Annotated in this window: 13 protein-coding genes and 1 pseudogene; 4 read left to right on the forward strand and 10 right to left on the reverse strand. The window is 68.4% G+C overall.

The window, feature by feature from the left end:
- Nucleotides 1–209: 209 nt before the first annotated feature.
- Entirely contained in the window at nt 210–776 is a 567-nt protein-coding gene (locus ABTV68_RS17880; RefSeq protein ID WP_433675026.1) for a hypothetical protein, read from the reverse strand.
- 83 nt (nt 777–859) lie between these two features.
- Here ABTV68_RS17880 and ABTV68_RS17885 point away from each other — a divergent pair, with 83 nt between their 5' ends.
- Nucleotides 860–1,705 carry an NAD-dependent epimerase/dehydratase family protein gene (locus ABTV68_RS17885; RefSeq protein ID WP_433675027.1) on the forward strand — a complete coding sequence of 282 codons (846 nt, stop codon included), beginning with the start codon at nt 860–862 and terminating at the stop codon, nt 1,703–1,705.
- Nucleotides 1,706–1,712: 7 nt separating this feature from the next.
- Here the strand turns inward: ABTV68_RS17885 and ABTV68_RS17890 are convergent, their stop codons facing one another.
- The 7 genes and pseudogenes from ABTV68_RS17890 to ABTV68_RS17920 form a co-directional block, all read right to left on the reverse strand.
- Nucleotides 1,713–2,864 (reverse strand): zinc-binding dehydrogenase, encoded by a 1,152-nt coding sequence (locus ABTV68_RS17890; RefSeq protein WP_433675028.1) that lies wholly within the window; start codon nt 2,862–2,864, stop codon nt 1,713–1,715.
- 1 nt (nt 2,865) lies between these two features.
- On the reverse strand, nt 2,866–3,552 hold the full coding sequence (locus tag ABTV68_RS17895; protein WP_433675029.1) for an HAD family hydrolase: 687 nt from the start codon (nt 3,550–3,552) through the stop codon (nt 2,866–2,868).
- Between the two features lie 31 nt (nt 3,553–3,583).
- Nucleotides 3,584–4,318 carry an FAD-dependent oxidoreductase gene (locus ABTV68_RS17900; RefSeq protein ID WP_433675030.1) on the reverse strand — a complete coding sequence of 245 codons (735 nt, stop codon included), beginning with the start codon at nt 4,316–4,318 and terminating at the stop codon, nt 3,584–3,586.
- Nucleotides 4,319–4,383: 65 nt separating this feature from the next.
- Nucleotides 4,384–4,698 (reverse strand): annotated as a pseudogene (locus ABTV68_RS17905) (FAD-dependent oxidoreductase); the annotation flags it as partial.
- A complete protein-coding gene (locus ABTV68_RS17910) occupies nt 4,695–6,431 on the reverse strand; it encodes a PhnE/PtxC family ABC transporter permease (RefSeq protein WP_433675031.1) in 1,737 nt (578 codons plus the stop codon). The gene ABTV68_RS17910 and the pseudogene ABTV68_RS17905, both read right to left, overlap by 4 nt.
- The gene (gene phnC, locus ABTV68_RS17915; protein WP_433675032.1) at nt 6,428–7,261 is read right to left on the reverse strand and encodes a phosphonate ABC transporter ATP-binding protein; all 834 of its coding nucleotides are present in this window, start codon (nt 7,259–7,261) and stop codon (nt 6,428–6,430) included. The genes ABTV68_RS17910 and phnC overlap by 4 nt, the downstream gene beginning before the upstream one ends.
- 41 nt (nt 7,262–7,302) lie before the next feature.
- Entirely contained in the window at nt 7,303–8,241 is a 939-nt protein-coding gene (locus tag ABTV68_RS17920; protein ID WP_404921085.1) for a phosphate/phosphite/phosphonate ABC transporter substrate-binding protein, read from the reverse strand.
- A gap of 175 nt (nt 8,242–8,416) precedes the next feature.
- On the opposite strand from ABTV68_RS17920, the gene ABTV68_RS17925 reads away from it, so the two are divergent.
- Entirely contained in the window at nt 8,417–9,169 is a 753-nt protein-coding gene (locus tag ABTV68_RS17925) for a GntR family transcriptional regulator (protein ID WP_433675033.1), read from the forward strand.
- A gap of 14 nt (nt 9,170–9,183) precedes the next feature.
- Here the strand turns inward: ABTV68_RS17925 and ABTV68_RS17930 are convergent, their stop codons facing one another.
- Nucleotides 9,184–10,935, reverse strand: coding sequence for a hypothetical protein (locus ABTV68_RS17930; protein ID WP_433675034.1), 1,752 nt, complete (start codon nt 10,933–10,935; stop codon nt 9,184–9,186).
- A 172-nt stretch (nt 10,936–11,107) separates the two neighbouring features.
- Here ABTV68_RS17930 and ABTV68_RS17935 point away from each other — a divergent pair, with 172 nt between their 5' ends.
- Nucleotides 11,108–12,034 (forward strand): Gfo/Idh/MocA family protein, encoded by a 927-nt coding sequence (locus ABTV68_RS17935; protein WP_433675035.1) that lies wholly within the window; start codon nt 11,108–11,110, stop codon nt 12,032–12,034.
- Nucleotides 12,035–12,048: 14 nt separating this feature from the next.
- On the opposite strand, the gene ABTV68_RS17940 is transcribed toward ABTV68_RS17935, so the two are convergent.
- On the reverse strand, nt 12,049–13,572 hold the full coding sequence (locus ABTV68_RS17940; RefSeq protein ID WP_433675036.1) for an ATP-dependent DNA ligase: 1,524 nt from the start codon (nt 13,570–13,572) through the stop codon (nt 12,049–12,051).
- Between the two features lie 108 nt (nt 13,573–13,680).
- Between ABTV68_RS17940 and ABTV68_RS17945 the strand changes: the two genes are divergently transcribed.
- A complete protein-coding gene (locus ABTV68_RS17945; RefSeq protein WP_433675037.1) occupies nt 13,681–13,899 on the forward strand; it encodes a hypothetical protein in 219 nt (72 codons plus the stop codon).

The following is a 13,899-nucleotide window of genomic DNA, read 5'->3' on the forward strand; positions in this document are numbered from 1 at the left end:
GGGTTCGTTGTCCGGCTCGGTTCCGGCGGTCGGGTCCGATGGATCGGCTGGGGCCGGCTCCCAGCCACCACCTCCGACATCGACGCCGTCTCCACCGTTGTCGATCTCGCAGGTGAAAATTCTTCCGCAGCCGTCGTAAGGCTGGGCCGCGACAAGCTGCTGAGAAGGGATCAGCGCGAGTATCGCTGCTGTTACAAGGGCAGGAACGCTCAGCATGGCTCGCCCGTCTCGCGAGGGAGGATGTCCGCGACAAGCCACCCCGCAGCTTCGTCGATTCGAGTCAGTACAACAGTTCGCGCTGGAACGTTGACGCTATTGCGACGGACCTGCTCAACACCTGAGCTGTCGAAGAATCTCAGCCCAGAGATGTCGACGCAGACTGACAGCCGCACCTCACCCGAGGTCTCTGGCAGGTCGCCGACACCAAGAATGTGGAGCTGTGATGTCCCCTCGACGCGCCAGCCCGCGGCGAGAAGCTCCCCATACAGCTCACGGTCCTCGCGATTCTGCTCGCCCGTACTCAACGCGTAGAAGCTGTCGAATGACGACGCATCGGTCCAATCAAGATTGTCACCGGCATTCCAATACGCAGTCAACGCACCCGTGGCATCCACAATGTCGGCGTCGGCGATGTCGGACGGCGACGGCATCGGGTGGTACGTCGGCGTCAGCACGGGCGGCGTGGAATCCGGTGCGCCACGCCCGTCGCACCCGGCAAGCGCCAGCATCGCACACGCGAGGATGCCCAGAACAAGGGAGGGTCGTTGGGTCGGCATCCCTCGAAACTAGACGCGCCCGCAGATTTCCGCTGCCACTGTCCACACCGCCGACGGCCCCGTGAAGGGCCTACGGTGGAGCTATGCGCATCGCACTCACCGGGGCCTCCGGCAAGCTCGGAACCGTTGTCGCTCGTGAGCTCCGAGCGAACGGACACACCGTCATCGGGCTCGACGTGGTCGGAATGCGGGCACCCGACTTCGTGCAGGTGGATCTCACCGACTACGGTCAGGTGATCGACGCGCTCACGGCCGTCGGTGACACCCACGACGGATTCGACGCGGTGGTGCACCTCGGCGCGATTCCGGCACCGGGGATCCGCGCCGACGTGGCCACGTTCCACAACAACATCACGGCGACGTTCAACGTGCTGTGGGCGGCGGTGCGACTCGGCATCACCCGTATCGTCACGGCGTCGAGCGAGACGGTGCTGGGACTGCCGTTCGATGTGCCGCCGCCCTACGTGCCGGTGGACGAGGAATACCCGGCGCGTCCCGAATCCACCTACTCGCTCTCCAAACACCTCGAGGAGCAGTTGGCGGTCCAGCTGACCCGCTGGAACCCGGCTGTCTCGATCTCGGCACTGCGCTTCTCCAACGTCATGGTTCCGGAGGACTACGCGCGCTTCCCGTCCTTCGACGCGGATCCGCTCCTGCGCAAGTGGAATCTGTGGGGCTACATCGACGCCCGCGACGGTGCTCAGGCGGTGGAACGCGCACTCGAAGCCGCGATCCCGGGCCTGAACGCCTACATCATCGCGGCGGCGGACACCGTGATGTCAACGCCGAACTCCGCACTGCTCGAGGCTGTCTTCCCCGACGTCCCGGTGCACGGTGAGATCGGCGAGAACACGACGCTGCTGTCCATCGACAAGGCGCGCCGCATGCTCGGCTACGAGCCCCGACATTCCTGGCGCGACGAGGTCTGACGCCCGCTCAGCGCCGCGGATCGATGCCGACGCGGACATGCTCGCCGCTGCGGGCGAGCGCGATCGCATCGTCGATTTCAGACAGGGGTAGCACCGCGCCGACCAGTTCTTCGAACGGATAGCGCCCCGCCGCGCCACGCAGAAAAGCAATCGCATCGACCAGGTCGCGCGGTGCGTAATTGTGGACGCCGCGCATAGTCAGGCACGTGCGCACGATGCGCTCCGGATCCAACGGCACGGCTTCGGTCGGGAAGACGCTGCCGACCAGGGCGATCGCACCGCCCACGGCCACAGCGTCGAACGCCGCGAGCACGGCCGCGCGGGCGCCGGAAGCCTCCAGCACGGCATGCACCTCGCTCTCGCAGAATCCGGCGATCACGTCCGACAGATCTTCCCCGGGCGCATGCACCGCGGCGGCACCGAAGCGGAGCGCCTGCTCGCGACGACGGGGATCGGGGTCGCTCACGACCACCCGCGCACCACGCTCGGTCGCGATCGCCGTGGCGGTCAGACCGATGAGTCCGGCACCGCTGATCAGCAGCACGGCGCCGTCAAGGTCTACGACGTCGTCGAGCGCCGCCACCGCCGCCCACGCGGTCGCCGTGCCGCAGGCGGCCGGAGCCAGCACCGAACCCGGAAGCTCCTCCGCCACCCGAACGATCGCGGTGCCCGCGCGCAGGTGGACGTGCGTGGCGAACCCACCGGTCAGCTCCCAGTGCGCCTCGACACGCTCGTGTCCGTATTTCCGCAGCGCGCGGCACTTCTGCGGCATCCCGCGGCGACACCGGTCGCATGAACGGCAGGCGGCGAAGATCGACCAGGTGACACGGTCACCGACGTTGAGGCGACTGCCGTCGATGGTGCGGGCGCCCTCAGCGCCCAGGGCGGTGATTCGTCCGACGTACTCGTGACCGAGGACCAGCGGCATCGGGGCGGCGCGATGGCCGGCGACCGTGTGCACGTCCGAGCCGCAGACGGTGGCCAGCTCCACCTGGACGAGCACCTCGCCCGCGGCGAGCACCACGCCGGGCACGGCGATGGTCTCGTGGGGGCGACCCTCCCCGATCCACACCTTCGCCAGCGCGGCTGGGGCCAGCCGGACGTCGGTCATGGGCGATGCCGGCGCGAGCACGGCAGCGGCGGGCACGGATGCCGCCACGTCAGACCGCCAGCGCGGGGACGTCGCGGATCTCGGCGACCGAGCCGAGCACTGCATCAGCACCGGCGCCCGCCAGCACGGCCGCATCGTGAGCACCGCTGGTGACGCCGATCACGAGCCCCGCCCGCGCGGACGTGCCCGAGCCGATGTCGCTGGCGGTGTCTCCGATCACCGCGACAGCGGACATCGACGAGACCCGTGCACGCAGTGCGGCGGTGAGCACCAGATCAGGGTACGGACGGCCGCGCCCGGCGTCGACGGGAGACAGCGCGCCGTCGATCAGCTCCCGCCACCCCAGCGCGTCGATGATGGCGTCTCGCGTGACAGGCGCGAAACCGGTGGTCAGGATGACACTGCGCCCCGCGGCACGCTGCGCGCGGAACAGGTCCTCAGCACCGGGAATCGCCTCGGCGCCTTCGGTGGCGATGAGGTCGGCGTACGCTGCCTCGAACGCCGCCGTCGCCTCCTCGGCCTTCACGCGGTCGCCACCGGCCAGGTGAGTGAAGACGTCGATCTTCGACTGCCCCATCGTGTCGCGGACGTACTGGAGCGCGGCGTCCCAGTCCAGGTCGGCCGCGACGCCGGTGCTCTCCGCGGCGCGCTGGAACGCGCGCTCGACGACGCCATCGTCGCGCACCGTGGTGCCCGCCATGTCGAGGACGATCAGTTCGATGGGGGTGCTTGTCATGTTTCCTTCTTCGCAGCGGGGGTGAGTGCCGTCAGGCCGTGGCCGGGGCGGGAAGCAGAGGGGCAAGAGCGGTCTCCGCGAGACCGAGACCGGTGGTCATGCCGATGCCGGTGGTCGCGGTGAGCACGGCAAGGCCGGGAACAGTGGTGTCGACGAGGAAGTCCTCGGGAGCGCTGGCGTACACGCCCTGCCAGCGCTCGATCACACGGAGCGGCGCACCGAACAACGCCTCGGCTTCGGAGACCAGAAGGTCGGCGGCGCTCTCCGGCTGGAACGGCGCGATGCTACCTGCTCGCACGTGGGTGTCGCCAACGATGAGGGTGCCGTCGGGCAGCTGCGTGTACATCTGGTTGAGGTCGAGCGCAGCCAGGTCGGGACGCTCGGTGTGCAGACGTTCGCGCACCGCGACGACCTGGGGAAGGGCGGCGAATCGCCCATAGCGGGTGAGTGACCAGCCGGTGAGCAGCGGCGCATCCAGCGGCGCCCGGAGCTCGATGCGGGTGCGGAGCATGTCCAGGCCGCAGCGCTGGACACCCGCCGCCTCCGCAAGCTCGGGCAGCAGCTGATCGATGTCATGGTTCACCGCGACGACCACGAGTCCGGCGTCGATGATGCCGCGTGACGTCGTGACGCGGCCCTCCGACACCGATCCGACGGAGGTGCGCAGCAGAAACTCCACGCCCCGATCCGCCAGGTAGCGGCGAATCGCCGCGGCCGCCGTGCGGGGGTCCGTCTGTAGATCCGTGCGGATGTGGGCACCGCCCACCGCGGTGCCCGCGCGACGGGAATGCGCTCCTCGGTCTCACGCGCCGACAGGATGTCGATGCCGCCCGCCTCTGCCGCCGCTGACAGCAGCGCCAGTTCGTCCTCGTGTCGGGCCACCACGAGCGTTCCCGACTCGCGCAGCCAGAATCCCGCCTCGCGGGCAAGCGTCAGCCAGATGTCCCGGGCCTTGTCGCCGTAGCGTCGGGCCTGACCGGTCTGCGCGCCGATGCACAGGTGTCCGAAGTTGCGGATCGTCGCGCCGTTCGGCTCGGCGGAGCGATCAATCACGATCACCCGCTGACCACGGCGCACCGCGGCATACGCGGCTCCGAGGCCCACGATTCCGGCGCCGACAACGGCGACGTCGTAAGAGCGGTTCATCGGAACACCTTCCGCATCCACATCGAGATTCCTTCGATGGCCAGCACCGTGATCAGGATCATGAGGACGATCGCGGTGACCATCCCGTAGTTCGAACCCTGGCTCGCGTTGAGCAGGTAGTAGCCGACGCCACCGCCGCCGACCACACCGAGGATCGTGGCCGCGCGCACATTGGTGTCGAGCAGGTAGAAGACGTGCCCGATGATGGCGCGCGTGCCCTGCGGCACCGTCGCGCCGACGTAGACCTGGAGGCGCGTGGCGCCCGTGGCCACCAGCGCCAGCTCGGGACCGCGACGGACCTCCTCGAACGAGTCGGCGAGGAGCTTACCGAGCAGTCCGATGCCGCCCACCGCGAGCGCGATGGTGCCGGCCTGCATGCCGAGCCCGGTGATGACGATGAGCACGATGGCGAGGATCAGCTCCGGGATGCCGCGGATGCCGACCATCAGGAAACGGGCGACACCACGGGTTGCGGAGTTCGGGGCGACATTGCGGGCCGCGAGGGAACCCAGGATCACGGACGGGATCAACGTCAACAGCGTGGCCGCGAGCGCGATGGCGATGGTCTGGCGCATCGCCTCCAGCATCGTGTCGAAGCCGTACGCACCGAAGTTGGGTGGCCAGAACTGCACGGCCACCTCGGGGATGCGCGCCCACACGGTGAGGAAGTCGCTCCACGTGATCTGGCACACCCACACGCCCGCGATGATGAGCGCCACCGCGATCCACCCCGCCGCCACGTTGCGCACGCGAACAGCGGTCCACGGGCGGCGCAGCGCAGTGGTAGGGCTGGCCGCCCAGGCGGGCGCGCTGGCGACGGACGGCGAAACCGGAGTGCCACGACGGAAGCGCGCGACGACCCGATCAGCCCACGTGCGCTGGGTCGCAGCGCGACCGAGCATCGCGGCGCGAACGGAGGAGGAGACGATCTCCATCACCACGCAGAGCACGAAGATCACCAGGGCGATGCCGAGACCCAGCCCGTAGTTGAGCGACTTGAAGGCGTAGGACATCTCCAGACCGAGGCCCGCCACACCCACGTAGCCGAGAACGACCGATCCGCGCAGATTGATGTCGTTGCGGTGCAGCACCGTGGCGATCCAGCTGGGCAGCACCTGCGGCAGGATGCCCGCGGAGAACTGCTGCAGCTTCGTCCCGCCGGCCGCGCGGATCGCGGTGCGCGGCCCTTCGTCGATCTGCTCGATCGCGTCGGCGAACATCTTGGAGATCATGCCGACGGAGTGGATGCCGATGGCGAGGATGCCGGGCAGTGCGCCGAGAGAGAACATCAGGACGAACACCATCGCGAGCACCACGTCCGGCAGAGCACGGGTGAACACGCCGATGAAGCGGGCGATGCCGCGCCAGGCTGCGGACGGCGTGGTGTTGGCCGCCGCGAGGTAGGCGACGGGAACGGAGATGACGGCCGCGAGCAGTGTTCCCGAGAGCACGAGACCGAGGGTGAGAGCGATCTGTCCGAGCAGGTCGCCGAACTCAGGGAAGGAGAGCGATCCGACGCGGGTGAAGAAGTGCTCCGCGTTCGACCAGCTCGCCAGCATGCCGGGAATCGAGATGTTCACCTCGGCCAGGGAGACGACGGCCAGACCGGCGATCACCACGAGCGTGATGGCGGCCGAGATGCGCTCGGGGCTGATCGGTCGTTTCGGGGCGCGGTCGGCGACGCTGGCCGTGGTGCTCGGGCGCACCGACGCGGGCGCGGTGGTGGTGCTCACGCGACGGACTCCGACGCGAGCTCGCCGCCGAGGAGTTCGGTCTGAACCGCGGCGAGCTCGGCGGTGGTGGTGGCGACGCGGCCGTAGATCTCCATGACCTGAGCCTTGGTGAGGCCCTCGTTGGGGAGGTCGAGCACCAGCCGGCCGTGGCGGAGGCCGACGATGCGATCGGCCCACGAGATCGCGAGGTCCACCTGATGCAGGGTGCAGAGGACGGTGAGTCCGTCGTCCGCGGCGATCTGTCGGATGAGCCCCATGACCTGCTCGCTGGATTCCGGGTCGAGCGAGGCGACCGGCTCGTCGGCCAGCAGCACCTCGGGGTTCTGCATCAGCGCGCGGGCGATGGCGACGCGCTGCTGCTGCCCGCCGGACAGGGTGTCGGCACGCTGGTAGGCCCGATCGAGCAGTCCCACACGATCGAGGTGGCCGAGAGCCGCGAGCTTCGCGGCACGGGAGTACGAGAAGAGCCCGAGGCGCGGTCCGCGCACGGTGCTGAGCGAGCCGGTGAGCACGTTCTCCAGCACGCTGAGGGAGGGCACCAGTTCGAACTGCTGGAAGATGAAGCCCACCCGCGAGCGCAGGGAGCGCAGCTTGCGACCGGAGAGGGAGGGCACCTCCTCCCCCAGCACCTGGACGGACCCGGACGTGGGGGTCTCGAGGCCGTTCAGGTGCCGGAGGAGGGTGGATTTGCCGGACCCGGAGAGACCGAGCAGCACGACGATCTCGCCGCGGTCGATCGTGAGGCTCACGTCATCCAGCGCCGTGGTGGCGCCGTAGACGCGAGTCAGGTTCGTGGCCTCGATCAAGGGGGAGGTCGCCGCGTCGCTCATGCTCTATCTCTCGTGATTCGTGCGGATCCGGTGGTGTCGGATCAGGCCTGGCACTGGGTCGCGTTGGTCTTCTTGCAGATGTCGCGGATCAGGTCGTAATACGCGTCGTCGACCGGCTTGGTCTCGTAGAACACGCTGCGGAATCCCTCGGTGTCGGCGCTCGTGATGCCGGCGTCGATGATCTGGTCGATCGTGACGTCGGAGAGGATCTCGACGAGCTTGTCGGAGGTCTCCTTCGGCAGCGTCGTCGAGTACACCAGCGGAGCGCCGGGCACCATGGTCTGGTCGATCGACTCGACCTTGTCGCTCTTGGCGACCTCGCTGTCCTCGGCGAAGCCCGCCTCGCACTCCTTGCCCTCGCCGACCTTCGCGACGGAGACGTCGTGCTTGCCCGCGAACACCGGCGTGATGTCCTTCTCCGGGTCCACGCCCGCGTTCAGCAGGTTGTAGGAGGGGAAGAGGTAGCCGGAGGTGGAGGACGGGTCCACGAAGCAGACCTTGTGGCCCTTCATGTCGGCGATCGTCTTGATGTCCGAGCCCTTCGGAACGATGGCCTCGGAGTAGTAGCCGGGCTCCTGGCCCTCCTTGGTGACGATGGAGGAGATCGGCGTGAGCTTGGCGCCGTTGTTCGTGGCGGTCACGTAGGTGAAGCCGGAGAAGGAGGCAACATCGACCTTGCCGGCGATCGCGGCCTCGATGAGGGCGGCGTAGTCAGTGGACTCGTGGTACTCCACCTTCTTACCGGTCTCCTGGGCGATGTAGTCCATGAGGGGCTGGTAGTTGGTCTGGGTGGCGGCGGAGTCAGGAACGACGCCGAAGACGAGGGTGTTGGCGTCGATCGCGTAGCCACCCTCTGCGGAGGTGGCTGCGCCGTCGGTGGCCGGTGAGGCCGAGGCGTCGCCGGAGCAGGCGGCGAGGCCGAGAGCGAGCAGCGTGGCGCCCGCGAGGAGAAGGGGCGCCTTGGTTGCACGGAGGTTCATGATTGCCTTTCGGTGACGGATGGAACCTCGGACAGACTGGCACGCTCGATCGCCACATGTATACCTATCTTGGAACAGTTCCCGACTTGTTCACCTAACTGTCGATCGGGTGAACGACGCCCGCGAGCACAACCCGGGACGGGTGAGAGGGCGGGGCGGCTCATAGGATGGCGGCATGGCCGAAGTGGTGTACAAGCAGATCGCGGATGAGCTGCGCGAGCGCATCCTCTCCGGCCTGCTCGCGCCCGGCGCGGATGTGCCCACCGAAGCGGAGCTCGCCCAGCAGTGGAACACCTCCCGCGGCCCCATCCGCAATGCCCTGCTGACGCTGCGGCAGGAGGGGCTGATCGAGACCGGTCGGGGCCGTCCGGCGCGCGTCACCTCACGCAAACCGAATCAGGCGGTCGACGTGTCGATCCCGTTCACGCGCTGGGCCGAGGGCATCGGCGCCGTGCCAGGGGCGGATACACAGGAGGTCTCGCTGCGCCGGGCGGGTGCCGAGAAGGCGGCGCTGCTGGGCGTCGACGCCGGCGCCCCGATCGTCGACGTTCTGCGGCTGCGTCACTTGGACGGCCGCCCTGCCATGCTCGAGCGTCTGACGTTCCTCGAGGATGTCGGTCGGGTTCTGTTCGACGTGGACCTCGACACCGTCTCCATCACGGAGTACCTCGAGCAGCGCGGCCATCCGTCGTACTCCATCGACCATGAGATCGACGCGGTGGCCGCCGATGAGGTGGATGCCGAGCTCCTCCAGGTGCCGATCGGCTCCCCCATCCTGCGTCTGCGACGCATCAGTCACGACGCCGACGGCCGCATCTTCGAGGCGAGCGATGATCGCTACCTGCCGGATGTGATCCGCTTCACGGTGTCCGCTTCGGGGCGCTCCCGCACCGGCGACGCCTACGTCCGTCCTCTGCGCGCTCTCTGACTCGGGGCGGTGGTTCAGCGGATATAGCGGGTGACGGCGTCGGTCACCTCGATGTTCTCGGCAGCGGCGAAGGAGATCACGGTGGTGGCGACCGCCACCAGGACGGCGTGCAGCGTCACCTCCCCGCCGTACTGCACGATCAGCTCGCCCGTCGCGTCGAAGACGCCGCGATCGGCGGCTCGCCGCAGCACGTCTCGTACCGCACGACGGCTGGACTCTGCCCAGATCGGCGCGGGCACCCGTGCGATGGTGAGCAGAAACGGCGGTGTGATGCCCCAGGAATCCAGCAGTCCAGCCCCCGTGCCGATCACCTGCGCCACAGTGGCCGCGTCGGACTCACTCTCGGGCGGAATGGCCTCGGCCAGGGTCCACGTGTCGGCGTCGAATCCCTCATGAGTGTCGATCGTGAAGGTCCGCAGCGTCTGCAATGCACTCTCGCGCTGAGCGCCGATCGGTGTCTGCAGTTCGAGGTTGTAGCGCTCCGTGGCGCGAGTCAGCGCGTCCTGGAACGCGTCGATGTCCGCGATGTTGTCGACATCGACGCCGTCCTCGGCGAGGAGAGGGGCGAGTTTCGCCAACATGTCCGCCGCCATGCCGGGCACATGGACGACATCGGGCCCTCCAGGACGGCCCCGCAGCGGAGGGATGCCGTCGGAGAAGTTATCCGCGTGCGGTTCGTCGTCGAGAAGGCTCGCGTTCCGATCTGCGACTGCCATCGTGAAGGTCAACGCTCGCGCGAACACCCCGCGCAACGCCATCGGAACAGTCACCCGCCCGGCGTTGTCGGTGGTCACGATGTTCCATCGCGCCAGTTTCGCGATGTCCTCGCGCGCGAATTCGGCCATAAGCCGTTCGACCTCACCGGACGGTGCCGGCACAGGTGCCGACGGGTCCAGCGCCCGCACTCCCGCCCACACAGCGGCGTAGGCTGCGGTCGGGCCCTTGGCGTTGAGCAGGTTCACGATGAAGAACATCGCCACGGCTTCGGCCGCCTCCGCCGCCTCCGCGCCGGGCTGTTCCCATTCGAGCGCTGCCGTTCCCGGCCGAAGCCGCGTTCCGGCCACCTCGATGAGGCGGCACATGAGCAGCGTTTCCCACCACGCTCCTAACTCGGGGACATCCCACATCGTCTGTACGACGCGTGCGCCGGTGGCATCAACACCACTGCGGGCACCGCCGACCGCCGAGACGCCCAGGAGTGCGGCCACCGGCCGGATGTCGACCCGGCGCAGCGATCCCGTCGTGGTCACCGTTCGTCCCGTGCCGATCCACTCCAGCAGCGACGCCACCTGAGCGACGGGAACGATCCGCGACACAGCGTCCCGGCGGACGTCCGGATCCAACAGCGCGTCCGCATCCATCGCCTCCTGGACCGCCGGGGGAACTCCCGGATCGAGCTCCTCCACCGTGTTCTCGTAGTGCGTGTGGGCAGCCTCCCACGCCACGAACGTTGCGTGATCGGTTGCCGTCTCCACTCGGAAATGCAGGTAGTCGTGCAGGATGTCCAGAAGCTCGTCGCCGTGCTCGTCCGCGTCAAGGAGAAGGCTGATCGCGTCGTCGATCGTGTCCGGTTCCAACAGACTGATCTGCGCGCGCTCAGTGAGCCGGAACAGTTCCACACTCAGCAGCGTCGCGCGTCCAGCGTCGGCGATGACGTCGTCGCTCGAGGCGAGCCAGCGCTCGAAACCCCGCCGCGCGACGTTCAGCGCAAGGGAGGTTGGCATCGCGGCGGACGGTGTGCGGCGGCGCTTCTTGCTCGTGGACATACGGCTATCCTCGCGGGGAAGTCCGGCGCGCGCAGCCGCGACGCAGGAAATGCGAACAACCTCGTGACGAGCCTGTGCATAACGTCAGCGTGCGACGCGTGGAATATTGGGCACAGGACAGGCGATCCGGGATCATGTCATCACGAGCGTGTGATCAGTGCGGAGGCGGAACATGACGTCGGACATCGAGGTCGGCATCGTCGGCACGGGCAGTATGGCGGTACGGCATCTCGCATCGTGGCGGGAACTCGGGGTGGAGCCGGTCGTCTGGTCGCCCCGCTCCGCCGCGGAGTTCGCCGCAGCGCACGGCACCCGAACGGCGTCCTCGTTCGCGGAGCTCCTCGCCAGGGTGCAGGTACTCGACGTCACCTCACCCACCCTCACGCACCCGGAGTACGTGATCGCCGCGGTCGACGCCGGCGTCGACGTGATCTGCGAGAAGCCGCTCGCACGCACCGGCGCGGGGGCCGACGCGCTGGTCACCGCAGCCCGCGAGGCCGGCGTGCTGCTGTATCCGGCTCACGTTGTGCGCGCGATGGCGCCATGGGCGCAGGCGCGCGATGCTCTGCGAGCGGGAACGATCGGGACCGTGCGTTCGGCGGCCTTCACCCGCATCGGGGAGGGGCCGGACGCCCTCTGGTTCCACGACCACGCTGCCTCCGGTGGTGCCGTCATGGACCTGTTCATCCACGACCTCGACATCGCGGAGTGGATGCTCGGGCGAATCGTCCGCATCTCAGGGACGGAAGACTCAGATCCCGTCCGACGGCGACATCTCGCCCGGCTGGTGCTGGAGCACGACAACGGTCTCACGAGCACGATCGAGGGCGGCTGGACCGGGACACCGCGGCCCTTCCACGCGGGTTTCGTGATCGACGGTACCGCCGGGACACTGACCTGGCCGAGCGCTGCTGGTGATTCGACCGACCCCGTGTCCGGCATCCCCGGCGAGGATCCGCATACCCGGCAGCTGCGCGATGCGCTCGCCGCGCGCGACGGGTCTGACCCCGTGGTTACGGCCGAGGACGGCGCCCGCGCCGTACACCTGGCCGAGGCTGCTCTCGACGCGGTCCGCACCAGCGAGGCTCACCTGGTCTAGGCGGGTCCCCCTCCTCACTCGCGCAGGAGCGCCCGCAGAGTCTGAATCGTGTCGGCATCCGCGGCCGACTTGTCTGGTCGGTATCCCTTCACGCGCGCGAAGCGCAGGGCGATCCCGCCGGGATAACGGGGTGACCGCTGAACGCCGTCGATCGCGATCTCGACGACGAGCTCGGGTTGCAGGAACACCGCGTACGGGGTGCGGTGAGTCTCGAGCGTGGGGAACGTCTCGGTCTGCCAGCGCAACAACTCGTCGGTGAGACCCTTGAAGGTCTTGCCGACCATGACGAAACCACCCGGATCGCCGAACTCCCCCGTCGGATCCAGGGCTCCGAGGTGCAGGTTGGAGAGCATGCCGTTCCGCCGCCCTGACCCCCACTCGGCCGCGAGAACGACAAGGTCATAGGTCAGGACGGGCTTGACCTTCACCCACGATTTCCCGCGTCGGCCCGCGGTGTACGTGGAGTCCAGCGCCTTGACGACGACGCCCTCGTGACCGGCGGCCAGCGCCTCGCGGGAGAGGTCCTCCGCGGCATCCGGATCTTCGGTGACGCTCCCCGGCATCCGCCAGGGTCCCACGACTCTGTCGAGCTCCTGCAGACGCGTGGATAGGGGCTCGTCGATCAGGTCGCGACCGTCCACGTGCAGCAGGTCGAAGAACCAGGGCCGCAGCGCGAGGTCACGAGCGGCGTCCGCTCCGAAGCGCGACATGGTCTCCTGAAACGGGCGCGGACCGCCGTCCTCATCGAGCGCGAGGGTCTCGCCGTCGAGGATGAGATCGTGGGCGGGCAGCGTGCGAACAATGTCCACGATCTCCGGAACTCGATGGGTGATGTCGGCGAGATTGCGCGTGTAGACGGAGACCTCGTCACCCGTGCGGTGGACCTGAATGCGGGCGCCGTCCAGCTTGTACTCGACAGAGGCTCGGCCGGTGAGCTCCAGCGCGGCGCTCGGCGTGGCTGCCGTAGCCGCAAGCATCGGCAGCACAGGACGCCCCACGCGCAGGCCGACCCCCTCGAGATCCTCCTCGGTTCCGGTGAGGGCGATCACCGCGGTTTCGCCGAGGTCACCGGACAGCATCGCCGCGCGCCGCACGCTCGCCGCCGCACGCCCCGACGCGCGGGCGATCGCATCAAGCAGGACACCGGCGAGCGCTCCGGTGCGCAGCTCGCCGAGCATGGTGCGGCTGAGGAACTCCCATTCGTCAGCCGTTGCGCGTGATGCGAGCGACGTGAGCAGGTCGGTGCGTCTGCTCACCGATCCGGCCCCGGATGCGTGCGCGAGGGCTTCGAGGACCTGATCGACGTCGTCGACGGTGAGGGTCGATTCGTCGGTGTGGCCCACATCAAGGCTGGAGAGCCCGCGCCATCCGACGCCGAGCCGACCTTGCCGCGGGGACGCGAGCAGGAGCCCCACGACGATGGGGATCTCATCACCCGCGGCCTGCCCGAGGAGACGCGCGAGCGCATCGATCTTCGCGAGTCGAGAGGAGGTCGCCGCGACCTCCGCCGCCGCATCCACCAGCACCGAGAGCTTCATGCGGTCATTCTCGCAGCGGGGTCCGACATCGAGTAGGGCGGTGCGTGCGCAACAACACGACGACATACGGCCCGAGGCGTACGATCGAGAGCGCGATCAGGAGGGGACATGACGAAGCAGGCGGATGAACGGCCGAGCACCGCGGTACTGGCCATCCCCACTGGCCTCGCCGTGTTCACCGCGGCCACCGTGCTGCTGACAATCCACGTTCTCGGTGTGGCCGTCATCGCCGCGGCGATCGTGTTCTTCGGCGCTTTCGCGATCACCTTCGTGCTCGATCGCTTCGTGCTGCGCTCATCGCACGACGACGCTCCCCCACGGTCCTGA

The organism is Microbacterium gorillae (genome assembly GCF_050990725.1).
GTDB classification, from domain to species: Bacteria; Actinomycetota; Actinomycetes; order Actinomycetales; family Microbacteriaceae; genus Microbacterium; species Microbacterium gorillae_A.